Raw genomic sequence first — 24,665 nt, forward strand, 5'->3', positions numbered from 1 at the left:
GGTCACTGCCGACGCAGGGTCCTGCGAGACGCTCGAAACCCGGCGACACACCGACCGCGACGACCAGCCGGGAGAAAGATCATGACTACCATCCACCGATATGGCTGTAAGGGTGCTGGGCGCGCGCCATATGTTCGCCGAGGGCCTGTCCGGCGGATCATGCCGGACAGGCCCCGTGATCCCGGGGAGGACTCAGCGCTTGAGCGTGAAGGTGAAGTCGCCGGAGAGCTTGCCGCTCAGCCGGACTGCCGAAACGAGCTTCCCCTCCGTGATCAGTCTCCCGACCTCGGCCCGCGAAAGTTCGCAACCGTCAGCGATCAGTCGCACCGGTCGGACTGGGATCCGCGCCGCAAAGCGAACCGAGACGTCGATCGCCTCGCGATCCAGGTGATCCGATCCGCCGGTGTCAAGGCGCCAGGCGTTGTCCCAGTCGAGGGCGATGCGATTACGGCGCTGCATAACCGGATCCTGGAGCAGCTCAGCTGCCAGGCCAGGGTGGTTGTCATGCAGTTGGTCCAGCAGCTCAGGTCGTACGGAGCGCACATTCATCCGCTCCAGGACCGTGAGCTTCGCAGTTTCCCCGCAAGCGGTACAGAGCGCGAGGAGCCAAGCATCGATGAGCTTGTGGTTTGCGTTGACGCGAAACTTACCGCTTGCTCGGAAGCGCTCGGACGCGCACGCGTGGCAACGGCGGCGAACGAGCGGCAGGCAGGTGGGTACGACCACCCAGTTTTTGAGCACAGAAGTACACCATTTCTGTGAGAAGTCCGCAGCAAGATGGAGCGCGGCGCACATGCGCGACGCGCGACAAATCAGCTCTCGGGAGGTCTCACATGGTGTACAACGGCATGTCCTTGACTAGACGACCTGGCTCGACAGCACGGTAATGCGCACAGCGGCGCTGCTCCACTGGTTTTGGCGCCAAGGTTGTCGGGCAGGTGCCGATCCGTCGTGCGTCGCCGGCGGCGTCCCACGCGCCGGCCATGGCGTTGAGTCGCTCGAGCGCCTATTGCCCTTGGGCGAGCGCGATCCGAAGTTGTGCGTAGCTTGGCGCCAGCTTGCGCAGTGCGGCGGCTGCGGCGAGATGATCTCCTGTCACCAGGTCGTACTGGATGGTGCCGAGCAGCCTCGCTTGCATATCAGCGATCTCGGCGGCGCTGTCGTGACCAATCGCGCCCAACCAGGCCGAGGCGTCGGCGAGCCGACGAGCTCCCACCCGCACCGCGAAATGCACCAGGTGGCCGTATGTGTGTTCGTCGAGCCCCGCGGTGACGAGACCGGCGAGGCGCTCAACCGCATTGCCTGCGCCCGGCAATCCGGCCGTGGCGGGCTCACCGGCCGAAGCGTCCAGCCATCGCATGGCATCGGGCAGCGAGCGGCGTAGCGCCGTCGCCACGTCCACGTCGCGAATGCGATGAAAACCGGCTCGCATTGTGAACGGCGTCGAGGGATAGGGCACGGTCTCCGCCCGCCACGCGGCCACGAACGCGTCAAGAGGCAAGGTCGCGTATGGATGGCCGTGTGGATCATGGAGTGTCACAGTGGCATCGTCCACCCCGATCACCACGACGAAGTGGTCTGAACCGATGGGCGTTCCCATACCCGGCATGTAACGGAGCAGTCCGAACTCGACCGGCCCGACCAGTACAGGGCCGACCTCGCTCGCCTCGCGCAGTCGGCTGATCGCCTCGGTGGCATCCCCTCCGGCGGTACGCTCGCATGCCCAGCCCAGCGCCGCGATCGCGGGGTCGAGACCGATGTCGGGATCCCAGCCAGCCGGGCTGAAGTACGGCAAACCGGCAATGAATGTTGCCCCGAACGGGGATCCGGTAACTACTTCGATCGCCGACGGCTGGGGCGCCTGCGCATCCATGACCATCGCGAGGGAGTTGGCGTAGCAGTAGGGTCCAGAGCCGATATATCGAACTGTCACGTCCGCAAGCCTGGCAAAATGTGGGACTAATTCGGCACCCGTACCGGAGGGTGACTTCCGTCACTGACGCCGATCCCGTGGAAGCCGGCCGTAGCCAAGCCGCGGCCCTGCTCACCGGTCTGGGCGATCTGTCGCTTCGCCACGGCGCCGAAGACGATGCCAAGCGGTGAGAATACAAAGGCAAAGACCAACGCGAGGATCGCCATCACGTTGGTACCGGCCACCGTACCGCCGGCCTGCGCAGTGGACGACCGAATCCCGCTCTCCGACCCGGACCGCGTAACGATCGGGATCAGGAGGTGATGGCTTGGGAGCCGTGGGTCAGTGCGGTCATGGCTCGACGAATGCGGCTATCTGCCGCAGGACTGGTTCCGTCGGTGAGTGCGACGTGGTGCAGCACGCCGATCACGGCCAGAGCCAGCGCCTCGGTGTCGGCACCTGCGGGTAGACGTCCGATCTGTTGCTCGGCGACCAGGTATTCGACGACTGTGCGTTCGAGTGGCCGCAGGGCGGCGCTTCCGTTGCCTAGCACCGCTTCGACGTCTGCTGCCAGCGTCGGCCGATAGGCGACGAGCCGGGTGACTGCCTGCAGCGTGATCAACGGGGTCGCCAGGACTGTCTCGCTGAGATTCGCGGCGATCGTGCCGGTGCCGGCGCGGCCGGCAAGGCCGGCCGTGGCGGCGGCGATCTGGAAGCTCCGGTCGACTGCGTAGCCGATCAGGAAGTCGTCAAAGCCCGCGAAGTGGGCGAACAGCAGCCCCGTGGCGACGCCGGCCTCGCGGGTCACGGCTCGGCTGGTGAGCTGGCTGGGGCCTTCTGCCGCGATCACACGTTCCGCGGCGGCGAACAGGTGCTGCCGAGGTTCGGCGATGGCGACTCCACGTGGCATGCCGGAAGTCTAAGCGTGTTGCACACGGATGAGCACATGCTCATACTGTTTGAGCAATAGCTCATTCTCGCCTCGGGAGTACTGATGAAACGAGCAGTGATCGTCGGCGCAGGCATTGCCGGTCTCGCCACCGCCCTGCAACTGGCACAGGACGGATGGCACCCGCTCGTCGTGGAGCGTGCCCCGGCCCGGCGCAGCGGCGGCTACCTGGTGAACCTGCTCGGAACGGGCTACGACGCCGCCGAGCGGCTCGGGCTGATCCCCGCCCTCTCCGACCGCGCCCTGGGCCTGTTCACGACCGTGCTGGTCCGAGCGGACGGGCGGCCGAAGCTCACAGTGCCCTCAGCCGTCGCCGAGGCCGCACTGGGCGCCCGCACCATGACGGTGTTCCGAGGCGACCTCGAGGCTGCACTGTACGAAGCGGTCCGCGACCACGCCGAGATCCGCTTCGGCACCACCGTCTCCTCCATCAACCAGGACACCGACCGGGTAGGTATCAGGCTCAGCGACGGCACCACCGAGGACGCCGACCTGCTCATCGGTGCCGACGGCGTTCACTCCGCGACCCGGACGGCGATGTTCGGCCCCGATCATCGCGTCGATCTGCCGTACGTGGTGGCGGCGTTTCCGCTCGCGCATCCAATAGCGGCGGTGCCCGAGTCGTCCGCCACGACGTTCATCGGCCCCGGGCGTACCGCGGCAATCGTCAATCTAGGGTCGCAACGGTCCTCGGCCTTCTTCACGTACCGCTGCGCGGACCCCGGCCGGGAGCTGGAACGCGGACCGGTGGAGGCCCTTCGCGCAGCCTTCGGAGACCTGGCCGCGGGCGTACCCGAGGCGATCCGTCACCTGGAGACCGACCCGGCCAACGCCTACTTCGACCGCGTCAGCCAGGTAGACATGCCGCGTTGGAGCACCGGCCGGACCGTGCTCCTTGGCGACGCGGCCTGGTGCGTCACCCTCTTCGCCGGGCACGGCGCGGCCCTGGCGCTCGCTGGCGCCGGACAGCTCGGCACCGCCCTGCAGCGACACGGCCACGACATCCCATCAGCTCTGACGGAGTGGGAGACCCGCCTGCGCCCCGAGGTCGTCAAGCGGCAGGCGCTCGCGCGCCGCGGCATGTATCAGTACGCGCCACCGAGCCGCTTCCACGTATGGCTGAACGACGTCACGATCCGAGCGATCACCCTTCCCGGAATCCGTGGCCTCGTCCGGCGCGGCATCGAACGACAGAACCGCTGACGAGCGACCCGCGGATACGCACGAGGGAGTCATGCACGTTCGCAGCGGAGATCAAGAACGGTGAGCGCGGTCCAGGCCGGCTGCCTCGCACCGCCGCGTGTGCGGCGGTAGATCATCACTCAAACCTTCTCAGGGTGTCGATAACCCGTCGCCTGGAGGGTGAACAGGCGCGCATAGGCGCCACCGACGGCCATCAGCTCGGCGTGACCGCCCCGCTCGACGATGCGGCCGCCGGCCAATACGACGATGAGGTCGGCATCTCGCACAGCGCCGAGCCGGTGTGAGATGAGCAGACTCGTGCGGCCGTGCCGATGGACGTGCAGCCGCTGGTGTATCTGGTGCTCGGCCTCCGCGTCCAGCCCGGAGCTCGGCTCGTCGAGAATCAGCAGGTCGCACCGGTCACGCATGAGGGTCCGGGCGAGTGCCAGCCGCTGCCACTGCCCGCCGGACAGCATCACACCGGTTTCCGGGTTTTCCTTGTCGCTCTCCTTGAAGAAGAGGCGGCTCAACAGGGTGTCGTAGCCGCGTGGCATCATCTCGATCGCGTCGTGCACGTCCGCGGCGCGGGCGGCCCGCTCGATCCGGGACCGATCCGAAATGCCGTCGAGGTCACCGAGACCGATGTTCTCCCCCGCGGTCAGGTCGTAGGCCATGAAGTCTTGGAATAGGACGCCGATCCGGCGGCGCAGCGCCGCCGACGGGACGTCTCGGATGTCGACCCCGTCCCAGTAGATGGCGCCTCGATCCGGGTCGTAGAAGCGGCACAGCAGTTTCACCAGCGTGCTCTTGCCAGCGCCGTTGAGACCGACGAGCGCCACCGACTGTCCATAAGGGATTGTCAGGTCGACGCCTTGAAGGACCCACGGGTGGGCGGCGTCGTACCGGAACCAGACGTCGCGAAGCTCGATACCGCTCCGGAGCGCCGCCACGGCGCCGTTGCCGTCGCGGGCCGGAGCCTGGGGCAGGTCGGGCGGCTGGCTTGTCGCCTCCGCGTAGTGGTCGAACATCAGCAGCGCCTGGTACCCACTGGCGATGCCGGCGACCAGACCGCCCAGCGCGGTCTGGACACCGGCGACCGCCGCGACGAAGGCGGTCACGTCGCCGGGGCTCAGCCCGCCGTGCGCCGCGGTCCGCACCGCCCAGATCAGCCCGCCGCCGGTCACCGTGGCGCTCAGCGCCGCCAGCAGGAACTGCACGCGCAGTACCCGGCGATCGATGCGCCGTTCGCCGGCCTGAACGTCGCGCAGCTCAGCGAGCAGCCGGGTCTTGAAGAAGTCGCCCAGGCCGAACAGCCGTATCTCCTTGACGGCCTGCAAATCCGTGATCAGCCGGCCATAGAAGATCTGCCGCCGGACGGTCGGTGACATGGAGACCATCATGCTGACGCGCCTCTTCGACAGCATGATCTGGGCGACCAGCGCCGGCACCGCAGCGGCCAGCACGATGCCGGTCATCATGGGGCTGAGCACGTACAGCGTTGCCATCAGCGACAGGGCGGTGATGACGGCCCGGCCGACGTCGAGCATGCCGGTGGTGACCGGGACGAGGGCGCCGCCGCTGGCCTGCGAGGCCATCCTCAGCGTATCGAGGAAGCGCGGATTCTCGAACCGCGACAGTCCCTGGAACGAGTTGACCGCGGTGTAGAGCCTGTCCTGCATGAGGCGGTCCAGTCGGCGACGTTGTTCGGCGCCGAGGTATGCCGTCAACTGCGGCGCCGCGCCGGTGGCCAGCCCGGCCGCAGCTAAGCCGATCGACCAGCCGAGCAGCGCTGGTGCGGCTTCCCCGGCCGCGAGTCCGTCGATGATGAACTTCGTCAGCCAGGCCACCGCCGCCGGTAGGAGCCCCAGCGTCATGGCGATGGCCAGCTGGCCGGCGGCGAGCCACGGACCGGCTTTGAAGCCTAGTACCCAGACACTGGCGAGCCGCCGCAGCAGATGCCGGGAACGTCGGGGTGGCGCGGCGGATCCCGCCGTCGTCATGACCGGCTGAGCTCGGCCAGGCCCTGTACGGAGACGGCCGCGTCCACAATGGCGCCGCTGGCGTCCAGGCGCAGGAAGGTGGGGAAGGCGCCGATGTTCAGCCCGTTGACCACCGTCATGCTCTCCGGCGCGAGCACCACGTCGGTCATGCCCTTGACGATCTGCACCAGGTCATCCGCCTCGGCGCCGGACCCGGCGACCAGCGCCAGCGTCTTCCCGGCTGGCATACGGGCGGCTTCCGCGACGAACAGCGGCGCCTGCGCGTGGCACGGGCTGCAGCCGGGAGAGAAGATTCCCACCAACTCCACCGCGCCGGTCAAGCTCTCCCGCGAAACGACCGCGCCATCGACGGTGATCGCCGAGAACTCGGGCAACTCCCGGCCCATCAGCTTGTCCCGGTCGACGCCCATCGAGACGTGACCGGCTCCGGAGAGCCGCCCGAGCTCCTCCGTGTGCTCACGCAACCGCCGCAGGACGGCGAAGGTCAGCAACAGGTCGACGATGCACAGCAGGCCCACTAGTACGACGGCGGTGACGAGGAACGGCATCAGAATGTCATCTCCTTCTGGCGGCGTGATGGCGGTCGCTCGCCGGCGGCTTGAGCAGCGCGACCACGTCGTCGAAACGGACGACGAACAGCGCGGCGACCGCGGCGACCGCGAGTGAGAGGGTCAACCCGGCCGGATCGCGGGCCGGATCGGTCCGGATGGCCCCGGTGGCCAGGCCGGTCAGGGACAGGGTGAGCAGCAACAGATTGCGGATCAGGTGAGTACGGCTCAGGGGCTCGGCCGAGGCGCCGAAGCACCGGCACGGAGCGGTCCTTCCGCCGCGCAGGGCCAGGACGATCGCGACCGTGAACGCGCAGAGAAGACCGGCGGCCAGAGCGAATCCGATTGGCGCGGTCAATGGAAGCGCCAGGAGGAGCACGACAGCGGCCTCGCCGGTCACCGTCGCGCGAGCCGCCATCCTCGACCAGGTCGGCGGCAGTACCCGGAACGCCTCGACCGACCGCCGGAAGTCGGCGTACGCGCGCCGGCTGCGCACTTTGGTGATTGTCGAGGCGGCGAAGACACCGATGAGCATCGCCTGGCAGGCGATCACGAGATACGCCATCACGCTCCCCCTCGGGGACCTCGACTCGCGGCGCCGGGGTGCGGACCGAGCGAGCTCGGCCCGCACCTCCGACGCTTACCACCGGTCGGGATCACGTACAGCAGTTCCCGCCGACGGCCTCGCCGCACCTCCCGCAGTAGCTGGTGCCACCGCACGTGCCACAGATCTTGCCGATCCAGCGGCAGGGGTAGAGGTATCCGGGATACGGCGAGCCCGCGTCACCGCAGTAACAGGGCTCGAACCATTCCGCCTGCACGCTCGCACCCCCGCAGGCTGATGCCGTTGTCTTCGGCACCAGCCTTTGCAGCAGGCGGTCACCCAGCCTGCTCACAACACCCAACATGGGAACCCCTTCCTGAGGCGCCGGCCTCATCGGTTCCGGACATCGTCGCGTGTTGTGCTTTCAAATCTGCTTCACATCGGCTTCATCGGGCGCGTGACACCCGGCGTACAACCACGCCCAGCAGGTCAGTTGCGGAGAAAAACCCACGTTGACGCGAGTCGATGCTCGTCGCGTTGTCGCCGAAAACCACCAGTGCGCCCAGCGGGACTCGTTGGAGGTCAACCGCGTTGTGCGCGGCGGGCGGGACGGGGTCGCCGGGCAGCGCCGCCGCTCGCTTGATGTTCCACCGACGGCTGTCGAGCGCTCGCGGAGCGGCCGGGACACGCATGACGCCGGCCGGCGCCGGTGGTTCGAGCACGACAATGTCACCCGGGCGCACCCGTGCGAGTCCGCGCCGGTGGACCAGCACGCGATCGCCTGGATACAACGTCGGTTCCATGCTCGAACCGTCCACTGTGACCAGTACGAGGCGGCGGCGGGCCCACAGGACCGCGCCAGCGACGATCGCGACGACGAGGAGAACGGCGCCTACCACCCAGCTCATCGTCAGGAGCCTACTTCTACACCTCGATGTGGAAACGCTTCGGCACTGCGCGACGCGCTGCCGCAGTAAAGAATTATTGACACCATGTCCGCGCTGCTTTACCTTGGCTATGTCAAGTTTGTTGTACATGGGAGCGGGCATGTCCTCCGAAGAGAAGCGCACGTGGATCTACGTCGTGGTCGCGGCTGGCGTAGCCGTGGTCTACTTCGCGACCGTCCTGTCAAAGGTGCCGGAAACGGACGTGGCGACGATCGGCTACGTGCGGCCGATGCTCACCGCGATCGGTGTCGGGATCGCCGCGAACATTGTCCTGAACATCATGGCCGCGATCCTCTCACCGCGGGAGGCCGGCAAGACCGACGAGCGCGACAAGCAGATCAACCGGCTGGGCGAGTACGTCGGGTTCTACGTCATGAGTGTCGCCGCGATCGTCCCGCTCGGCCTGGCGATGGCGAAGATCGAGCAGTTCTGGATCGCCAACGCGCTCTACCTGGCGTTCGTCCTGGCCGCCCTCGCCTCGTCAATCGTAAAGATCGTCGCGTACCGGCGGGGCTTGTAGACCATGGCCAAGCCCACCAGGGTCACCAACTCGATCCGAGCCCTGCGCTTCGCCCACGGGGAGATGACGCAGGCGGAGCTGGCCGACCGCATCGGCGTAACCCGCCAGACCATCATCGCCATCGAGCAGGGCCGCTACTCACCGTCGCTGGAGGCGGCTTTTCAGATCGCCCGAGTGTTCGGGGTGCCGCTCGACGACGTGTTCCAGTACCCCGACACCGAGGACTAACCGCCACACCACTAACACCGGCACGCGGGGCCACCGCCCCGCGGCCTTCCTCCTTCGCTGAATTGGGGATCGTCGGATGATCATGGAACCTCTACGAACCGGCGCAACAGCTGAAAGGGCCAGCACGGCCGAGCTAGTCCGCACCGCCCGTATGACCGGGCTCTTCTATCTCGGTATGGCCATCGCGGGCGTGCTTGGCTTTCTGGTCATCCGGCCGCGGCTTTTCGCGGCCGACGATCCCAGTGCGACGCTGGCCCACCTGGTCGGGAACGAGTCGCTCGCGCGCGCCGGGGTCGTGCTGGAAATGCTCATGGTCCTCACCCAGGCGCTCACCGCCATGTGGTTCTACCGCCTGTTTCGCACCGTGGACGCCTTTGCCGCCGGGAGCATCGCCGCCTTCGGCCTGGTCAACGCGGTCATAGGCCTCGACAGCGCGGCGTTCCTGGCGACAGCGGTCGAGGTCGCGTTCGACCCGGTCGGCGACGCGCCGACAACCGTCTATCTCCAGTACCTGTTGAGCGGCAACCTGTGGGGCGTGGGAGCGATGTTCTTCGGCCTGTGGCTCATCCCCATGGGCTTCTGCGTGCTCCGCTCGGGTTGGATGCCCCGGCCGCTGGGCTGGGTCCTCATCGGTGGTGGCGTCGGCTATCTGCTCGGCGCGTTCATCGTGTACCTCGCTCCCGAGGCACGAGTCGTCGCTGAACTAATCGCAGTGCCCGCACACGTAGGCGAGTTCTGGATGGTCGGCTACTTGCTGGTCAGCGGCGTCCGCCGTCGCGCGCTCCGGGAAGCGCCGCGAGACGACGCTCGCATGGCGACACCTGCGTCGACGTGACGACAGTCAGATGTGCAACAGCTTGTCGGGGTTCAACTGGTTGAAGACATCCTGGATGTGGCCGTCGGCGATCTGCAGGGCAAGCACGGCGACGGTTGCCCCGTCCGGCAGCACGGCCCGGAAGCCCGGCTGGCCGTTGACGACGACAGGGTCCAGTCGCCCACCCTGCTTCGTGCCCTGCCGCATGATGCCCAGGATGAACCGTGCCACCTGCACCCGCCCGTGCACCGGCCGGGCGACGGCCTGCACCTTGCCACCACCGTCGCCGTGGAAGACGACGTCCTCTGCGAGCATCCGCTCCAATGCGGTCAGGTCACCGTCGCGGCACGCGGCGAGGAAACTGGCGGCCAAGTCATTGCGGTGCTTGACATCCACCTCGAACCGGGGCCGATCGTCGGCGATCCTGGCCCGGCCCCGGGTCACCAGCTGGCGACAGCTCTCGACACTGTGCTCGATGATCACGGCTATGTCCGAATAGGAGTATCCGAAGACCTCGCGCAGCAGGAAGGCTGCCCGCTCGGTCGGCGACAGGCGTTCCAGGACAAGCAGGAACGCCAGCGACAACTCGTCGTGTAGCTCGGCGGTGGCCGCCGGGTCGTCGTCAGCGGTGATCAGCGGAGTCGGCAGCCACTCGCCGACATACTCCTCCCGGCGCACTCGGGCCGACCGCAAGTGATCGATCGCGAGTCGGGTCGTCACCGTCGTCGCGAACGCCTCCGGATTGTCGGGCGCCGGTGCCGACATCATCTTGAGGAACGCGTCCTGGATGAGGTCCTCGGCGTCGGCGACACTTCCGGTCATCCGGTAGGCAATCTTGAACATCAGCGGCCGCAGCGAAGCGAACTGCGCTGTGACTCCCGTCATGATGGATTCCTCCGACGAGGTGTCACAGGCGCGTCAGGTACCTCGTCGGAATGGTCATGAGAATTTTGATTGCCGGTGGAACCGGAGCGCTGGGCAGCCGCCTGGTGCCGATGCTCGTGGCCCGCGGTCACGAAGTCTTTGCGACGACCAGGGTGGCTGCCAAGGCGCAACAGCTCGGCGCCACCGCTATCGTGCTCGATCCGCTCGACCGCGACGCCGTGTGCAAAGCCGTGCTCGAGGTGGCGCCGGAGGTGGTCGTGCACCAGCTCACGGCGTTGTCCGGGGCGTTCGACCTCAAGCATTTCGACAGATTCTTCCATCAGACCAACGTGCTGCGCACCCGCGGCCTCGACATCCTGCTCGACGCGGCAGTCGCGGCGGGAGCGCACAGGTTCGTGGCGCAAGGCTATACCGGCTGGACCAACGAGCGCACCGGCGGCCCAGTCAAGACCGAGGCCGACCCGGTGGATCCGACGCCGACGCCGGCCTCGCGGGAGTCGCTCGCTGCGATCCGCCACATCGAGAACACCGTGCCGAACACCCCCGGAATCGAGGGAATCGTCCTGCGCTACGGCAGCTTCTACGGCCCAGGCAACGGCATCGGCAAGGGCGGCGACATGGCGGAAACGATCGCCAAGCGCAAGGTGCCGATCGTCGGCGACGGCGCCGGAGTCTGGTCGTTCATCCATATAGACGACGCGGCGCAGGCAACCGTACGGGCGATCGAGGGCACGCAAACCGGGGTCTACAACATCGTCGACGACGAACCGGCACAGGTCCGCGAATGGCTGCCGTATCTGGCGAATGTGCTCGGAGCCAAGGCCCCGATGAAGGTACCCGTCTGGTTGGCAAAGCCTCTGATCGGAGAGCATGGCGTCTCGATGATGACCAGGCAGCGTGGTTCGTCAAATGCCAAGGCCAAGCAGGAGCTCGGCTGGAAGCCCGTGCACGCGACATGGCGAGAAGGCTTCCTTACCGAATTCAACGGGTGAGTCTTATCGCAAGATACTGGGCCACCTGACCGCCCGCCGGCGGACATCGGCCCCCGGCGGTCCGGTCCCGGCGTCCGGGTGCTGAACCTGGCCTACCGCGGCCTTTGGTGACCGTTTGCTCTTAACTTCGGCTGGCGACGCCGGACGAGGCGATCGTGGTGGGCCGGGGCCCTGCTCACCCGAGCGATCAGGAGCTGACCGCGGCTGGCGGTAGTCAAACCGCGCGGTGTCGCTAGCCTGGTGCGGTGCTGGAGCCTGACGGAGTGGCGCTGGGCGGCGCGGCAGCGCGACGCCTTGCGACGTTGGACCGGACGGTGGTCAGGGCCGACCGAGCTGCCCCTCGTGGGTTCCACACGGTCTGTAACAATGGCTGCGATGACGCGACCGAGTGACGTGCCACCATTGATGCCGCTGCGGATCGCCCCGGGCTGGTTGGTTTCCTACAACCGGTTTTATGAGGGACGTCCGGATCTGGCGAGAACACCGACCGACGACGCGGACTACTTCACTCAGGACATGCTCCAACTCAACAGTTGCCGACGCGGCACCGGCGGCGAATGGGAGATCGATCCAACCGGCTTCCTCATAGACCTCGGGTGGTACCCGGACTCCGATCCCGACGGCACATACCGCCTCGTCGTGGTCAGCCCCGACTTCCGCGGTGAGGAGCTCTTCGAGATCGAACATCGTGATCCAGTCCTGATCCGGGACATCATCGGGGTTTGTACGACCATGCTTGCCGTCAAGGCGGACCTGTCCGACCTCATCGAACAGATCCACCACATGGTTTCAACGGGCCCGTTGTGAGATCCGGGTCTCCGGGGCGGTCGGCGACCAGTGGGTGATCCCCACCCAAATCACTCGGCGGTGTGCAGGAGGACGGCGGCGGCCAGTTCCTCGTGCACCTCCGGCGGCAGCGTGTGCCCCATGCCCACCACGATCATCAGCCGCGCCCCTGGGATCTGCTCGGCGATGATCGCACCGTGGCCCGGTTTGGCCGGCTCGTGGCTGCCCTCGATGACCAGCGTGGGCGCCTTTACCTTGTCCAGCACCCCCACCGGCTCGAAGTCGGGCTTGGCCATCGCGGCCAGCCGGTGGTTGGCCACCGCCGACAGGTCGCGGGCCCGGTCGTAGATCCGCTCCTGCAACCGGCGCGCCGCGTCCTCGTCGAACGGCAGCCCGGCACCGTGCAGTACGCGCTGTTCGGCGATCATGCTGTCGATCCGGGCGCGCCGGTCCTCCGGCGGTGGGGCAGCGATCAGCGCACGGTAGAAGGCCACGAACTCCGGCGTCGGCTCGGGCAGGCTCCCCTCGATCTGCGGCTGCCCCATCAGAGCCCGCATGATCACCTGGCCCTCGCAGCCGCCGAGTGGCGAGGAGCCGATGACGGTCAGCGAGCGCACCCGCTCCGGCCGCTCCACCGCGACGAACTGACCGAGCAGACCGCCAGCCGAGTGGCAGACCAGGTGCGCGCTCTCCAGGCCGTGGGCGTCCAGCACGCGGTATACGTCGTTCTTGATGTCGTCCCACGTGTACGGCTCCGCCGCGAAGTCGACCGTGCCCGACAAGCCGGTGTCACGGTGGTCGTACCGGATCACCCGGCGGCCTCCGGCGACAAGGCGGCCGATGAACTCGTCCGGCCACAGGACGCCCTGCGACATCGACCCCATGATCAACAGGATCGGCGCGTCCGTCGCGGCGCCGAACTCTTCACTCCAGATATCCACGTCATGCATGTCTCAGAGCATGTCCTCTTCCGTTACGGGCGCCTTCTGTAGAACTACTAGTCGCGCCAGTTCCGTACGGGAGCCGATGCCGAGCTTCGGATAGATCTTGTACAGGTGGTACTCGACCGTACGCGGGCTCAGGAAGAGCTGGGCAGCGATCTGCTTGCTCGACAACCCGTCGGCGACCAGGCCCGCGATACGCAGCTCCTGCGGGGTCAGCGCGTCGAGCACGGCCGAGGATGGGGCCTGCCCGCTCTCGCCCGCCGCCCGCAGCTCACCCTGTGCGCGCCTCGCCCACGGCCGCGCGCCGGCCCGCTCGAACGTCTCCCACGCCATCCGCAGATGCGCCCGCGCCTCGCCCGGCTGCTGCGCGCGGCGCAGGCGCTCACCCAGCAGCAGAGCAGTCCTGGCCGCCTCGAACGGGTTGGTGTGCAGCCGCAACGCCTCGCCGAAGGCGTCCTCGGACGAGTTGGCCAGGCCGCGGCAACGGGCCAGCAGAGCGCGCGACTCGGGCGTCGCGGCGTGCACCGACCACCGCTCGTACGCGGCAAGCGCCGCCCGCGCACCCACCTCGTCGCCCGCGCCCACGGCGGCCTCCACTCGATCCGGCGCGGTCCGCCACACCACGGTGGGATGCCCGGCACCCGGTCCCGCCGCGGCGATGGCCGTAAAACGGTCGTGCGCCGTCGCGTAGCGCCCCAGGCACAGGTCAAGCAGCGCCAGCGCGTACGCGGCGACCCCCACCCGCAGACCAACCCGATGCGGTACGGCAATGGCCAGCGCCTCGCGGGCCTGCTGTTCGCAGGTCTCCTCATCGCCTCGCAGCGCCGCCAGCACCGCCAAGTTGGCCAGGTGCGCGGACACGGTGTTCTCATAGCCGGCCTCGCGGGCCAGTTCCAGGCCCTCCTCGGAGACGGCGCGGCTGCTCGCCAGCCGCCCGGCGATGCGCTCGGCCGTCGCCACGAACTCCAGTACGACCGGCAGCTGCCCGGTCATCCCCGACACCCTGGCCACCCGTCCGGCCCGGTCGACCATCTCGGTCGCCACATCCGACTCGCCCAGTTGGCTGGCCGCGGCCGCCGCCCACAGGTACTCCGCCGCCTCCCCCAGCTCGCCGACCCGCGCCAGCGCCCGCCGCAGCAGTCCGGGCCCGGCAGCGTCGCCGTCCAGCGCCAGGCCGATCCCGGCCACCGAGTCCCGCAAGAATCCCTCAGGGTGCGCTGCCGCCCTCCGCCCTAGCTCGATGATGGCCGCCGTGTCGCCGACGTACGAGGCGGCCTCTGCGGCATCGGCCAGCATGTCCAGGCTGTCCCCCGCCGCCAGGATCCGCACGGCCTCGGCGGCGCTACCGGAGTTCAGCTCAAACCGGCCTCGGAGCTGGGCTATCTGCATGGCGAGGCCGGCATCCGCGCCGGCATGGTCGCGAGCCTCGGCCAGCAGCGACTCCGCCTGCCCCGGGCGGCCGCCGAGCCAGGCCGCGACGGCGGCGTCTTTCAGGCGGGCGGCACGGGCGTGCGGTTCGGGCGTCAGCTCGGCGGCCCGGGCCAGGGCGGTGGCGGCGGCGCCGTACCCGCCGCGGTCGCGCGCCCGCTCCGCGGTGGCCACCAACTCGGCGGCGACCCGCTCGTCCAGGCCCAGGGCGGCACCGGCCAGGTGCCAGGCGCGACGGTCACCCTCGGTGAGCTCCGCCAGTACGGCATGCACCCGGCGGATCTGGGCGGGCGTGGCCGCCTCGTACACCGCCGACCGGATGAGCGGATGGCGGAAGTGCACCCGCGTGCCCGAGAGCTCAGCCAGCCCGGCCTCCTCCAACTCGGCCAGCGCCATCCGCCCAGTCCAGACCCCCATGTTCTCGCTGGGCTGTACCGTTCGCTCGGCGGACAACCGGTCGGTGGCCCGCAGCACCGGGTCCAGGTCAGCCTCCACGGCGGTGACCAGAGCGAACAGCCGGGCAGAGGCGGACAACGCGGCCACCCGATCGCCGAACAGCTGGACCCCACCGGGCAGCGGGTCGGGCAGCGGTTCGCGTCCGGCGAGCTGCGCGGGCGTCAGGCGGGCGGCGATCTCGCCCAAGGCGAGCGGGCTCCCGCCGGTCAGCGTGACGAGCTCCCGCGCCACACCGGACTGCACACCCCAGCGGGACTCCAGCATCTCGGCCGCTGCGGCTCCGGGCAGGCCACGCACCTCCACCGTCACGGGCACGCCCTTGACCGGAGCGTCCCCACGCACGGCGAACAACATCGCGATCTTTTCTGTCCCCAACCGCCGGGCGGCGAACAGCAGGGCGTCGGCCGAGGCCCGGTCGACCCACTGGAAGTCGTCGACCACGCAGATCAGCCCGTCCGGTGCGGCGGCTTCGGCCAGCAGCGAAAGCACGCCAGCGCCCAGCAGGTACCGATCGCCAGCTGTGCCCGCGGCGAGCCCCAGCGCCGCGCGCACAGCATCGCGCTGTGGTACGGGCAGCGCGTCCAGCGAACCGGTGACCGGCCACAGCACCTGATGCAGCGCTGAGAACGCGAGGTCGGACTCGGCCTCGACGCCGGTAGTTCGCAGCCCGCCCATCGCGCCGCCTCGCTCGGCCGCCGCGTCGAGCAGGGCCGTCTTGCCCACGCCGGCCTCTCCCCGCAGCACCACCGCACCGCCAAAGCCGTCGCGAGCCCGCGCGACCGCCTCGTCGAGTGCGCTGATTTCCGCGGATCTGCCGTAAAGCACGAACACCCACTGTAGGAGACCTCCACGCGGCCGCGTCCGCACGGAGTCACTTCTCACAACGAACCCTTCCCGAGCAAGATCAAGAGCAGACCGTCAGACCCTCGTGATCTTCATTCGGCGGCTCAGTGGTTCGGACGGGGCAACCATTGGGCGAGATAGCGGGCGACTGCGGGGGCGTCTGGGATGCCGCTGCGGTAGCCGATGTGGCCGTCGGGGCGGGTGAGGAAGACCGCTGTGCCGGTGGGTGTGAGGCCAAGCCGGTGCAGGGATTTCGCGTCGGGGTCGTGTAGCACTCCCGGGCCGGCACGGGTACTGAGGTGGTGCACGGTGAGCGCCTCGCGGTAGTGCTCGCTCAATCGGTCGAGGTCGCTGGTCCACCGCTCGGTGGGTCCGCACAGCAGCAGGTGCCATCCGGCCGCGGCCAACACCGCGTGGAGAGTGCTTGGCGTTCCATTGTGGAGGACGGCTGCGTCCGGCAGGCGGTCCCCCGCTCGTGGCCCGCGCCGTGGCGCGTTCGGGCCATCGACGGATAACGGGCTGTGCCGGTACCGGATCGCAAGTTGGGATACGGTGCGGAACAGGTACGCGCGGGCCTTTTGCGCCTTGAGCGTCAACGGGAGCAGGGTCGGGGCCAGGCGAGTGCGGGCAAATCTGGTGACGGGGTTCGTGGCGGTGGCGATCGTAAAAGCCCGGTCGGACATGCGTAGCACCATCCGGCCGATGGGTGCGCGCTCTACCTCGTAGGTGTCCAGCAGCGCGGGATTGGCGCCGTCGAGGGTGTGAGCCAGTTTCCAGCCGAGGTTGATCGCGTCTTGGATGCCGGTGTTCATGCCCTGCGCGCCGGCTGGGGAGTGGATGTGGGCGGCGTCGCCGGCCAGGAACACCCGGCCGGTGCGGTAGCGTGCGGCGGCGCGGTGGTGCAGCCGGAAGTTGGTCATCCATATCGGATCGCGTAGCCGAACGGACGCGGCGGTGTAGGCGTCCGCCAGCTGCTGCACTTGTTCGAGCGTGACGGGTGCCGCGGCCGGGGTTCGGTCGTTCCGCGGGCGCATCGCGAGTAGCCGCCAGCTGGCTGGTGTGACGAGCGGGAAGAAGAACAGCATGCCCTGGGCGGACAGGAACACATGCGCCTGGCCCGGTTTCAGGCCGTCGGCTTCCACGTCGGCCAGCACGAAGGTTTGCGGGTATGAGCCGCCTTCGAAGGCGATCCCGGCCAAATCGCGTACGGTGCTGTGCGCGCCGTCGCAGCCAACGACATAGGTTGCGTCGAGGTTTTCCGCGCGACCGTCGCGGTGACGTAGCTGGCAGGTGACGCGGTCGTGGTGGGCGGCCATCGCGGTGAGCTCGACGCCGCGTTCGACCGTCACGCCTTGGGTGTGCAGGTGGTCGGCGAGAACGCGTTCGGTTTCGGCTTGGGACAGGAACAGCAGGTACGGATAGGCGGTGTCGGCCAGGCCCAGCTCGAACATGGGTATCGACTGGGTGCGGCCGCGCGCGTGCAGGCGGAGCTGCACGTTGGGGTTACCGAGCTGGATCAGCTCGGCGGTGACGCCCAGACCGGCCAGCACTTCCAGGGTGCGCGGCTGGATGGCCAGCGCCCTGGACTCGCGGGCCGTGTCGAGGTTCCGGTCGATCAGCCGGCAAGGTGTGCCGTGCGCGGCCAGCTGCGCGGCCAACGCCAGCCCGGTGGGCCCGGCGCCAACAACCAGCACGCCGACCGGCGACGCCGGGGAGCCGCGGCGGGGTCTATCGCTCATGAGTCGACCGTACGGGCGCAACGGCCGCACAGCATCGCGCCGGCGCCGGCCCGATCACGTGCCTGCACGAGGCCCAGATAGTGGCTCATCTCCGTGTCCGCTGCGCGCGACTCCTCGCGGTCGGAATGCCTAGCGAACCCTAGCGACAACCCGCAGAACAGGAGTAGGCAAGCCGCTACCGCCAGGCCCCACCCGAGGTGGCGACCCATGTGCTTCGGCACAGACCGCGGTGGACTGGACATCGTCGACGATCCTTCCAGGCGGCCGGGAGAGCCGCCGCTTGACACCATCTTGGGAAGGGCCGTCCACGCCTATACTGAGGCGATCACGACACATCGATGTTTGTGTCTGCCTGCGCGGAGGAGTGCTTGTGTCCGCACCTGAGTCATCGCCCAACGCGGACGAGGCCAACGTAGAGACACCTGACGAGCGCGCCGACCGCAACTTCATCGAGCTTCTGCAAGGCTTCCGGGTTGCGGTGACCGGCGTCCAAGTGCTCTTCGCCTTCCTGCTGGTCGTTCCATTCTCTACCGAATTCGGCAAGGTCGACGACTTCGGCCGCAGCCTGCTGTACGTCGCTCTGGTGAGCTCCGCGATTGCTTCCATCTGTTATATCGCGCCCGCAGCACAGCACCGGGTCCTGTTCCGACAGGGACTCAAGGAGCCGCTCGTGCACCGTTCGAACCGGCTCGGCCTGGCAGGAGGAGTCGCCCTGTTGATAGCCATGGTGTCCGCCACACTGATGGTTGTCGACCATCTCTTCGGCGGGCTTGTGCCGATGCTAACCGCGGGTACCCTCGCAGCCCTCGCGACGTGGTTGTGGTTCGTTCAGCCGAGCATTCACCGCTTCAACGGGACTTAGCGCCGCGTTGGCGGGCACGCCTCGCCAGTGCCGTTGAGGGTGCCACCTCGTCAGCGAATGATCAGATTCGCGCCTATGGTGCACAGTACCGAGAACACCAGCGAAGCCACGATCATGAGCAGGCAGCCGAGGCCGCCGCCGAGGGGGCGGATCTCAAGGTTCCCTATTCGCATCCCAGATATGTGCCCACGAATCGGCTGATTCATAGCCACCAACCGGAACGGTCGACGCGCGCGCCATGCGCTACCCCTCGACTGTGACCCGGATCACTCAGTAGCGCCGCGCGGTGAGGCAGAGGAACTGTCGATTCTGGCAGTGCCATCCGTCGTTGAGAGCAGGAGGTGACCATGTTCGACGAACTCTTTCCGATCCTGTCCACGCCCGACCTGGCGCGCGCTCTGGTCTTCTACCGCGACCTGCTCGGCGGGCAGGTGACCTATCAGTTCCCGGCCGAAGGTGAACCGGCCTACGTCGGGGTGCGGATAGGACGTTCACACTTGGGCATTGGCCTGCAGGACCAGCCCGGCCCGCTGACCAACGATCGGATCACGTTGTGGGTGTACGCGGATGACTGCGATGCCGCGCTCGGCCGACTGCGAGACGGCGGCGTGCAGGTGGTGCAGGAGCCGGTGGACCAGCCGTGGGGGGAACGGATGGCCACCGTCGTGGACCCGGACGGCAACCGAGTCATAGTCGCCGGACGAGCACCGGATCAAGCATGACCTGCGGGAAAGGCTGGCCCATCAGCACCATCGGATGGACAGAACCGTCACTGCACCGCGACGGACTCCAGCAAAGCCCTAAAGCGACCAGTGGCTACGCATTCCCCTCGATAGATAGCAGGGTCATCCTGATCTCGTGCATCCTTCACCGTTGTTCTCCGATCCGACCTCACCGCCGGTCCCGCAGCCGGTGATCCAATACCCGGTAGGCTCGGTCGAGGCGCTGGCGTCCCTGCGCGCTGGCAACGCCCGGTTCGCAACGGGCTCCTCACGGCCCGGCCGCACCACGGCCCGCCACGACCGTGGGCCCTACGCCGTCGTGGTGGGCTGCCTCGACCCACGGGTACCGGTCGAGACGGTGTTCGACCAGAGCGCGGGTGCGATCTGCGTGGTCCGCTCCGCCGGCCACGTCCTAGACCACGCGATATTCGGTTCGATCGAATTCGCTGTGACCGAGCTGAAGGTGCCGCTCGTCGTCGTACTCGGCCATGAGGACTGCCGTGCGGTAGCGGCCACCATCGAGGCGGTACGCACCGGGCGCCGACCGGCGGGCGCACGTGGCTTCCTCATCGAGCAGATCACCCCAGCCGTCGTACATGCCGGATCAGCCGACGCCAGCCTGGATCAGGTCACCAAAGGGCACATCCGCCGCACCGTAGCGCGGCTGAAGCAGGCCGACCCTCTGGCGAAGCAGCTCACCGCGCATCGTGTCGACATCATCGGCGCGATCTACCGACTAGACACCGGCCACGTCGAGGTCCTGTAGCACTCCCCGCAGCGCGGACCGCCGATGAAGCCGGTGCGCGAGGCTCGGCGCCGAGTGGCGGGCCGATGGCGACACCTGGATCGTGGAGCGGCTGACCTACGGCAACTCGGCGTAGACCAGCTGGTCGGCCCTGGTTTGTGTGTGGTCCAGGGTCGGGTCGGCTGTGAGGATGGCGTGCTGGAGGCGCTGGATCCGCTGGGACGGTTCGAGGCCGAGGTCATTCTGGAGCGTGTCCCGCAGGCGGTGGAACGCCTCGAGCGCGTCGGTCCGTCGCCCTGCCCGGTAGAGGGCGACCATGTACTGGGCCTGCAGGTCTTCATGCAGGGGATGCCTGGCCGCGAGGCTGCCCAACTCGCCGAGTACCGCGTGGTGGCGGTCCAGGCGCAACTCGGCGTCGATGCGCTGCTGCCACAGGTCCAGGCGTCCCTCCTCCAGCCGGCGGACCTCGACTTGGAGCACCGGTCCGAGCCGTACGTCGATGAGCGCACCGCCCTGCCACATGGCCAGCGCCCGTCCTAGCAGGGCCGCTCCCTCGACGTCGTCGAGGCGGCTGAGCGCCTGCCGTCCTTCCTCTGCCAGCCGCTCGTACTCGTGCAGGTCCAACTCGTTGGGACCCACGTGGAGCCGATAGCCGCCGGATGCGGTGATCAGGATCTCGCTGGCCACCCGCTCGGGGCAGGCATTCAAGATCCTGCCGAGCATCCGGCGGATCTGCAGGATGTACGTCTGTAGCGTCGTATGGGCGCTGGCCGGCGGCTCGTCACCCCATAGTTCGGCGATGAGCGTCTCCACCGGTACGACGAGGTTCGCGCGGAGCAGGAGCAGTGCGAGCACCTTCCGCGGCTTTGGCGCGGTCAGATGCCCTGCGGCAGGGGCGGGTGGGCTGGCACCTGGAACGGCGGATTCAGACCGCACCAGCAGCGGACCAAGAACGTAATAGTTCATCGTTCCCCCTTAGGCCTTCGCCTTCATGACCATAAGCCCCACAGCAGGCATGGGGAGACGATTCGGCTCTATCGGACTGCGACGTAACTGTCGGACATATCCGCACGAGCGCCTCTAGCGACACTCCAGCCACTCTCAAGCCAAGGACTGCGACGGTCAGGAAAGACCGACAAATCGGATAGCGGTTCACATCACGATCCGTGCTGCGGGAGGAGTCTGTGGTGTCCAAGTCTGAGATCCACGAAGCCCGGTCACTGGATGGGTTGCTGCGGCGGGCGGCGGCGGGCGCGCCCCGGCGTACCGCACTCCGGTTCGGTGCCGGCGCGATGTCGTACGCCGAGCTCGACGCCGCAGTGAGCGGATTCGCCGCGGCTCTGGCCGGACGCCGGTCCGGCGCGGTCGTGGGGGTCGCCGCCGCCCTGCACCCGGCCTTCCCAATCGCCTACTTCGGCGCCATCCGTGCCGGATACGTGTGCGCCGTCGTAGATCCGCTTCTGGCCGAGGATGAGCTGGACCATGTCCTCGAGGTCGCCGGTGTGAACGTTCTGGTGGCCACCGCCGGGATGGCCGATCCGTTGCGGCGGATCAGGTTGCGCCTGCCGGACATCACGGAGGTGGTGTACCTGGACCGGCCGGGCGATCAGGGCGCTCATACCGTCGCCAACCTGGCTAGGGCGCACGCCTGCCAGCAGATCCGGTCGCGGCCCGATCCCGACTCGGTGGCGTGTCTACGGTTTGGCGGCGGTGTCCCGGGACGACCCGAGCCGATCCCGCTGACCCATCGCAACCTGGCGGTCGGCGCCGCTCAGGCGGCCCTGGCATATGGCCTCGACGCCGGCTCGGCGGTTGTACACCATCTGCCGACGTACGAGCCGGTGTACCTCAATGCGTCGATCCACGCGACCGCCACCCAGGTCCTGTGCCCGGACCCCGATCCGGCCGGAGGAGTTGCGCTGGCCGCTAGGGAGGGCGCGACCCACTACTGCGGCCTGCCGGTGCGACTGGCTCGGCTTGCCGCCGACCCCCGCCGAACATACTGTCGGATGCCGACGGTGCGGGCCGTCCTCTCCGGCGGATCCGTGCTCCCCCCGGCCGCCGCGGCCCGCATCTGCGAGCGCTTCGGTGCGCCGCTCATCCAGTGGTACGGCCCTCCCGAAGCGCCGCTGACCCATTGCGACCGGCTCGACCGCCCCACGGCGGGCTCGGTGGGCCGGCCCGTGCCGGGTACCGACTGCCGCGTAGTGGACGCAGAAGGGCGGCACCCCGTACCACCCGGCGTCCCCGGGGAGGTGCAGGTCCGCGGCCCGCAGGTGGCAGCCGAAACGGCCGCCCCCGACGGCTGGCTACGGACCGGCGACATCGGATACCTGGACGACGAAGACGTGTTGTTTCTGGTCGACCGGGCCGACGGCGTCTCCTCCCGGGACGACCAACTCGTGTCGCAGTCCGGGGTCGCCCGATGAGCTCACAACAGGATTGGGTGCTGTGCCGTTATTGCCACACGATCGTCTACGCCAAGCGGCTGGCCCGCAATCACGGCGTCTGTCCGCAGTGCGGCCGTTGCGGCCCGCTGACCGCGCACGAGCGTCTGGCCATGCTCGCCGATCGGGACACGCTGCAGTTGCTGGAGCCGGACGTCCCGTCGGACGACCCGCTGTGCTTCACCGACGGTGAGCCGTACCCACGGCGGCTGGCGCAGGCGCGGCAGGCGACAGGGATGTCCGAGGCGGTGGTCTGCGCCCGGTTGTCGATCGGCGGCACGCCGGTAGTGGCCGCCGCGATGGATTTCCGGTTCATGGGCGGGAGCCTCAGCGCGGCGGTCGGTGAGCTGATCACGCTGACGGCCGAGACCGCCCTGCTCGAATGCGTTCCCTTGGTTCTGGTGACCGCGTCTGGTGGGGTACGGATGCAGGAGGGGGTCGTCGGCCTCATGCAGATGGCCAAGACCGCCCAGGCGATGCAGCAGCTCGACGAGGCGGGCCTGGTCACGATCTGCCTGATCACCGATCCCACCTACGGCGGCGTCGCGGCGTCATTCGCCATGCTCGGCGACATCGTGATCGCCGAGCCGGGCGCGAGGTTCGGGTTCGCCGGACCACGGGTGATCGCGCAGACCATCCGCCAGGAGCTGCCACAGGGTTTCCAGACGGCGGAGTTCCTGCTGGAGCGGGGCTTCGTCGACCTGGTGTGCCCCAGGGCGGTCATGCGTGAGCGGATCGGCCGGCTGCTGTCGGTCGGCGTAGGGCGGGGCGCCACCGGCAAAGCCGGGCCTGCGGAGCGGGTGGTGATCCGCGACCCCGACCAGCTGGCGGAGCAGGATGCGTGGCAGGCGGTGCGCCGCGCCCGTCACCTCGGCCGACCCACCACGTCGGACTACCTGCGCATGATCCTCGACGACTTCGACGAGCTGCACGGCGACCGGGTCGGTGGGGACTGCCCGGCGATCATCGGCGGGGTGGGACGGCTGGGCGGCGAGTCGATCGTGGTGATCGGTCACGAGAAGGGTCATAACCCAACTGACCTGGTGGCCCACAACTACGGGATGCCCGCCCCGGCCGGATACCGCAAGGCCGCCCGGCTGATGCGCCTCGCCGCCAAGTGGGGGCTGCCGGTGCTGACGCTCGTGGACACGCCTGGGGCGTACCCGGGAGTGGACGCCGAGCTGCAAGGCCAGGCCACCGTGATCGCGGACAACCTACGTCTGATGAGCGCGTTGCCTGTCCCCCTGGTCACAGTGATCACCGGAGAGGGCTGCAGTGGCGGTGCGCTCGCCATCGCGGCCTCCGATCGCGTACTGATCATGGAGAACGCGATCTACACCGTGATCAGTCCGGAGGGCTGCGCGGCGATCCTGTGGAAGGACTCGGCCGCCGCGCCCGACGCCGCCCGGGCGCTGCGGGTCGACGCCCGCTCGCTACTCGAGCTGGGCGTGGTCGACGGTGTGGTGCCCGAACCGCCCGGCGGCGCGCATGCCGACCACGCCGAGGCCGCCGCCCTGGTCCGGGCCGCCATCCGTGCCGAGCTGAGCGACCTCACTTCGCTCGACCCGGGTCGCCTGATTGCCAACCGGCGAGCCCGGTTCCGCCGGTTCGGCGGCCGACCCGCACACCCCACCGACAGCGCCGTTGCGCTGGCAGACCTTGGAGGCCCCCGTTGACTTCACTGATGGAACCGGCGCAGACCGACACTTCGGCCCCACTCGCGGAGGCGCTCGACGAGGTACGCCGCAGCGCCCAGTCGCTCCTCGCTGACCTGGGTGACCGGCCCCGGGCGCTGCGGATCCGGGCGGGTGACGTGGTGGTGGAGATGGAATGGACCGAGCAGCAGCATGCCCGGGCCGGGTCTGCTGCTACCGAGCCGGCGGTCGCGACCGTGGCCCCCACGCCCCCCGGCGAGGCGCCGACCGGTATCGACATCTGCGCACCCACCGTCGGCACGTTCTACCGCGCTCCGGAACCGGACGCCGCGCCCTTCGTGTCCGAAGGAGACCAGGTCAGGCGGGGTCAGCAGGTGGGCATCGTCGAGGCAATGAAGCTGATGATCCCGGTCGAAGCGGAAGCCGACGGCCGGGTCGTCGCGGTGCACGCCGCAGATTGCACGCCCGTCGAATACGGCGAACGACTCATCACCATCGACCCCACAGCCGCCTAAGG

The 24,665-nt window shown here is 68.5% G+C and carries 24 protein-coding genes and 1 pseudogene; 12 read left to right on the plus strand and 13 right to left on the minus strand.

Annotated features, from left to right (window positions below; genetic code table 11):
- Nucleotides 1-192: 192 nt before the first annotated feature.
- The 4 genes and pseudogenes from V6V89_RS14240 to V6V89_RS14255 form a co-directional block, all read right to left on the minus strand.
- Complete coding sequence (locus V6V89_RS14240) at nucleotides 193-741, minus strand: DUF1062 domain-containing protein (RefSeq protein WP_334619569.1); 549 nt, start codon at nucleotides 739-741, stop codon at nucleotides 193-195.
- A gap of 265 nt (nucleotides 742-1,006) precedes the next feature.
- On the minus strand, nucleotides 1,007-1,933 hold the full coding sequence (locus tag V6V89_RS14245; RefSeq protein WP_334619570.1) for a hypothetical protein: 927 nt from the start codon (nucleotides 1,931-1,933) through the stop codon (nucleotides 1,007-1,009).
- 83 nt (nucleotides 1,934-2,016) lie between these two features.
- A pseudogene (locus V6V89_RS14250) lies at nucleotides 2,017-2,148 on the minus strand (DUF4190 domain-containing protein); the annotation flags it as partial.
- A 77-nt stretch (nucleotides 2,149-2,225) separates the two neighbouring features.
- Entirely contained in the window at nucleotides 2,226-2,822 is a 597-nt protein-coding gene (locus V6V89_RS14255) for a TetR/AcrR family transcriptional regulator (protein WP_334619571.1), read from the minus strand.
- An 84-nt stretch (nucleotides 2,823-2,906) separates the two neighbouring features.
- Between V6V89_RS14255 and V6V89_RS14260 the strand changes: the two genes are divergently transcribed.
- A complete protein-coding gene (locus V6V89_RS14260) occupies nucleotides 2,907-4,064 on the plus strand; it encodes an FAD-dependent oxidoreductase (RefSeq protein ID WP_334619572.1) in 1,158 nt (385 codons plus the stop codon).
- Between the two features lie 119 nt (nucleotides 4,065-4,183).
- Here V6V89_RS14260 and V6V89_RS14265 read toward each other — a convergent pair whose 3' ends face one another.
- The 4 genes from V6V89_RS14265 to V6V89_RS14280 all read right to left on the minus strand — a co-directional run bounded on the left by V6V89_RS14265 (nucleotide 4,184) and on the right by V6V89_RS14280 (nucleotide 8,043).
- Nucleotides 4,184-6,043: an ABC transporter ATP-binding protein gene (locus V6V89_RS14265; RefSeq protein WP_334619573.1), complete on the minus strand. Its 1,860-nt coding sequence runs from the start codon at nucleotides 6,041-6,043 to the stop codon at nucleotides 4,184-4,186.
- The gene (locus tag V6V89_RS14270) at nucleotides 6,040-6,591 is read right to left on the minus strand and encodes a TlpA family protein disulfide reductase (protein ID WP_334619574.1); all 552 of its coding nucleotides are present in this window, start codon (nucleotides 6,589-6,591) and stop codon (nucleotides 6,040-6,042) included. Before V6V89_RS14270 ends, V6V89_RS14265 begins: the two co-directional genes overlap by 4 nt.
- A gap of 7 nt (nucleotides 6,592-6,598) precedes the next feature.
- Nucleotides 6,599-7,156: a MauE/DoxX family redox-associated membrane protein gene (locus tag V6V89_RS14275; protein WP_334619575.1), complete on the minus strand. Its 558-nt coding sequence runs from the start codon at nucleotides 7,154-7,156 to the stop codon at nucleotides 6,599-6,601.
- Between the two features lie 425 nt (nucleotides 7,157-7,581).
- A complete protein-coding gene (locus tag V6V89_RS14280; RefSeq protein WP_334619576.1) occupies nucleotides 7,582-8,043 on the minus strand; it encodes a S26 family signal peptidase in 462 nt (153 codons plus the stop codon).
- Between the two features lie 139 nt (nucleotides 8,044-8,182).
- Here V6V89_RS14280 and V6V89_RS14285 point away from each other — a divergent pair, with 139 nt between their 5' ends.
- From V6V89_RS14285 to V6V89_RS14295, 3 genes are all read left to right on the plus strand, one after another.
- Nucleotides 8,183-8,602, plus strand: a complete 420-nt coding sequence (locus tag V6V89_RS14285; RefSeq protein WP_334619577.1) for a hypothetical protein — start codon at nucleotides 8,183-8,185, stop codon at nucleotides 8,600-8,602.
- 3 nt (nucleotides 8,603-8,605) lie between these two features.
- Entirely contained in the window at nucleotides 8,606-8,830 is a 225-nt protein-coding gene (locus V6V89_RS14290) for a helix-turn-helix transcriptional regulator (protein ID WP_334619578.1), read from the plus strand.
- A gap of 76 nt (nucleotides 8,831-8,906) precedes the next feature.
- Nucleotides 8,907-9,665 carry a DUF4386 domain-containing protein gene (locus V6V89_RS14295; RefSeq protein ID WP_334619579.1) on the plus strand — a complete coding sequence of 253 codons (759 nt, stop codon included), beginning with the start codon at nucleotides 8,907-8,909 and terminating at the stop codon, nucleotides 9,663-9,665.
- 6 nt (nucleotides 9,666-9,671) lie between these two features.
- On the opposite strand, the gene V6V89_RS14300 is transcribed toward V6V89_RS14295, so the two are convergent.
- Complete coding sequence (locus V6V89_RS14300) at nucleotides 9,672-10,529, minus strand: RNA polymerase sigma-70 factor (protein ID WP_334619580.1); 858 nt, start codon at nucleotides 10,527-10,529, stop codon at nucleotides 9,672-9,674.
- A 56-nt stretch (nucleotides 10,530-10,585) separates the two neighbouring features.
- Here V6V89_RS14300 and V6V89_RS14305 point away from each other — a divergent pair, with 56 nt between their 5' ends.
- Both V6V89_RS14305 and V6V89_RS14310 read left to right on the plus strand, forming a co-directional pair.
- Nucleotides 10,586-11,521, plus strand: a complete 936-nt coding sequence (locus tag V6V89_RS14305; protein ID WP_334619581.1) for an NAD-dependent epimerase/dehydratase family protein — start codon at nucleotides 10,586-10,588, stop codon at nucleotides 11,519-11,521.
- 405 nt (nucleotides 11,522-11,926) lie between these two features.
- Entirely contained in the window at nucleotides 11,927-12,328 is a 402-nt protein-coding gene (locus tag V6V89_RS14310; RefSeq protein WP_334619582.1) for a hypothetical protein, read from the plus strand.
- A 50-nt stretch (nucleotides 12,329-12,378) separates the two neighbouring features.
- Here the strand turns inward: V6V89_RS14310 and V6V89_RS14315 are convergent, their stop codons facing one another.
- The 3 genes from V6V89_RS14315 to V6V89_RS14325 form a co-directional block, all read right to left on the minus strand.
- Nucleotides 12,379-13,257, minus strand: a complete 879-nt coding sequence (locus V6V89_RS14315) for an alpha/beta fold hydrolase (RefSeq protein ID WP_334619583.1) — start codon at nucleotides 13,255-13,257, stop codon at nucleotides 12,379-12,381.
- Nucleotides 13,258-13,260: 3 nt separating this feature from the next.
- Entirely contained in the window at nucleotides 13,261-15,960 is a 2,700-nt protein-coding gene (locus tag V6V89_RS14320) for a helix-turn-helix transcriptional regulator (RefSeq protein WP_334619584.1), read from the minus strand.
- Between the two features lie 122 nt (nucleotides 15,961-16,082).
- Nucleotides 16,083-17,717 (minus strand): FAD-dependent monooxygenase, encoded by a 1,635-nt coding sequence (locus tag V6V89_RS14325; RefSeq protein WP_334619585.1) that lies wholly within the window; start codon nucleotides 17,715-17,717, stop codon nucleotides 16,083-16,085.
- A gap of 370 nt (nucleotides 17,718-18,087) precedes the next feature.
- Between V6V89_RS14325 and V6V89_RS14330 the strand changes: the two genes are divergently transcribed.
- The 3 genes from V6V89_RS14330 (at nucleotide 18,088) to V6V89_RS14340 (ending at nucleotide 20,067) form a co-directional block, all read left to right on the plus strand.
- Nucleotides 18,088-18,579, plus strand: coding sequence for a DUF6328 family protein (locus V6V89_RS14330; RefSeq protein ID WP_334619586.1), 492 nt, complete (start codon nucleotides 18,088-18,090; stop codon nucleotides 18,577-18,579).
- Between the two features lie 347 nt (nucleotides 18,580-18,926).
- Entirely contained in the window at nucleotides 18,927-19,301 is a 375-nt protein-coding gene (locus tag V6V89_RS14335; RefSeq protein WP_334619587.1) for a VOC family protein, read from the plus strand.
- Nucleotides 19,302-19,437: 136 nt separating this feature from the next.
- On the plus strand, nucleotides 19,438-20,067 hold the full coding sequence (locus tag V6V89_RS14340) for a carbonic anhydrase (RefSeq protein WP_334619588.1): 630 nt from the start codon (nucleotides 19,438-19,440) through the stop codon (nucleotides 20,065-20,067).
- A gap of 96 nt (nucleotides 20,068-20,163) precedes the next feature.
- Here V6V89_RS14340 and V6V89_RS14345 read toward each other — a convergent pair whose 3' ends face one another.
- Complete coding sequence (locus V6V89_RS14345; RefSeq protein WP_334619589.1) at nucleotides 20,164-21,012, minus strand: AfsR/SARP family transcriptional regulator; 849 nt, start codon at nucleotides 21,010-21,012, stop codon at nucleotides 20,164-20,166.
- Nucleotides 21,013-21,233: 221 nt separating this feature from the next.
- On the opposite strand from V6V89_RS14345, the gene V6V89_RS14350 reads away from it, so the two are divergent.
- The 3 genes from V6V89_RS14350 to V6V89_RS14360 are packed head-to-tail and all read left to right on the plus strand — an operon-like array spanning nucleotide 21,234 to nucleotide 24,663.
- Nucleotides 21,234-22,475, plus strand: coding sequence for a long-chain fatty acid--CoA ligase (locus V6V89_RS14350; protein WP_334619590.1), 1,242 nt, complete (start codon nucleotides 21,234-21,236; stop codon nucleotides 22,473-22,475).
- Nucleotides 22,472-24,169 (plus strand): acetyl-CoA carboxylase carboxyltransferase subunit alpha, encoded by a 1,698-nt coding sequence (locus V6V89_RS14355; protein WP_334619591.1) that lies wholly within the window; start codon nucleotides 22,472-22,474, stop codon nucleotides 24,167-24,169. The genes V6V89_RS14350 and V6V89_RS14355 overlap by 4 nt, the downstream gene beginning before the upstream one ends.
- An 8-nt stretch (nucleotides 24,170-24,177) precedes the next feature.
- On the plus strand, nucleotides 24,178-24,663 hold the full coding sequence (locus tag V6V89_RS14360; protein ID WP_334619592.1) for an acetyl-CoA carboxylase biotin carboxyl carrier protein: 486 nt from the start codon (nucleotides 24,178-24,180) through the stop codon (nucleotides 24,661-24,663).
- Nucleotides 24,664-24,665 lie beyond the last annotated feature (2 nt).

Source organism: Micromonospora sp. CPCC 206061 (assembly GCF_036906915.1).
In the GTDB taxonomy this organism is placed as follows: Bacteria; Actinomycetota; Actinomycetes; order Mycobacteriales; family Micromonosporaceae; genus Phytohabitans.

Bases quoted from the DNA above. Each gene is read 5' to 3' on its own strand.
- V6V89_RS14270 (WP_334619574.1), bottom strand. From the start codon at position 6,591: ATGCCGTTCCTCGTCACCGCCGTCGTACTAGTGGGCCTGCTGTGCATC.
- V6V89_RS14310 (WP_334619582.1), top strand. From the start codon at position 11,927: ATGCCGCTGCGGATCGCCCCGGGCTGGTTGGTTTCCTACAACCGGTTT.
- V6V89_RS14265 (WP_334619573.1), bottom strand. From the start codon at position 6,043: ATGACGACGGCGGGATCCGCCGCGCCACCCCGACGTTCCCGGCATCTG.
- V6V89_RS14300 (WP_334619580.1), bottom strand. From the start codon at position 10,529: ATGACGGGAGTCACAGCGCAGTTCGCTTCGCTGCGGCCGCTGATGTTC.
- V6V89_RS14290 (WP_334619578.1), top strand. From the start codon at position 8,606: ATGGCCAAGCCCACCAGGGTCACCAACTCGATCCGAGCCCTGCGCTTC.
- V6V89_RS14255 (WP_334619571.1), bottom strand. From the start codon at position 2,822: ATGCCACGTGGAGTCGCCATCGCCGAACCTCGGCAGCACCTGTTCGCC.
- V6V89_RS14360 (WP_334619592.1), top strand. From the start codon at position 24,178: ATGGAACCGGCGCAGACCGACACTTCGGCCCCACTCGCGGAGGCGCTC.
- V6V89_RS14355 (WP_334619591.1), top strand. From the start codon at position 22,472: ATGAGCTCACAACAGGATTGGGTGCTGTGCCGTTATTGCCACACGATC.
- V6V89_RS14305 (WP_334619581.1), top strand. From the start codon at position 10,586: ATGAGAATTTTGATTGCCGGTGGAACCGGAGCGCTGGGCAGCCGCCTG.
- V6V89_RS14260 (WP_334619572.1), top strand. From the start codon at position 2,907: ATGAAACGAGCAGTGATCGTCGGCGCAGGCATTGCCGGTCTCGCCACC.
- V6V89_RS14325 (WP_334619585.1), bottom strand. From the start codon at position 17,717: ATGAGCGATAGACCCCGCCGCGGCTCCCCGGCGTCGCCGGTCGGCGTG.
- V6V89_RS14345 (WP_334619589.1), bottom strand. From the start codon at position 21,012: ATGAACTATTACGTTCTTGGTCCGCTGCTGGTGCGGTCTGAATCCGCC.
- V6V89_RS14275 (WP_334619575.1), bottom strand. From the start codon at position 7,156: ATGGCGTATCTCGTGATCGCCTGCCAGGCGATGCTCATCGGTGTCTTC.
- V6V89_RS14295 (WP_334619579.1), top strand. From the start codon at position 8,907: ATGATCATGGAACCTCTACGAACCGGCGCAACAGCTGAAAGGGCCAGC.
- V6V89_RS14315 (WP_334619583.1), bottom strand. From the start codon at position 13,257: ATGCATGACGTGGATATCTGGAGTGAAGAGTTCGGCGCCGCGACGGAC.
- V6V89_RS14280 (WP_334619576.1), bottom strand. From the start codon at position 8,043: ATGAGCTGGGTGGTAGGCGCCGTTCTCCTCGTCGTCGCGATCGTCGCT.
- V6V89_RS14335 (WP_334619587.1), top strand. From the start codon at position 18,927: ATGTTCGACGAACTCTTTCCGATCCTGTCCACGCCCGACCTGGCGCGC.
- V6V89_RS14285 (WP_334619577.1), top strand. From the start codon at position 8,183: ATGTCCTCCGAAGAGAAGCGCACGTGGATCTACGTCGTGGTCGCGGCT.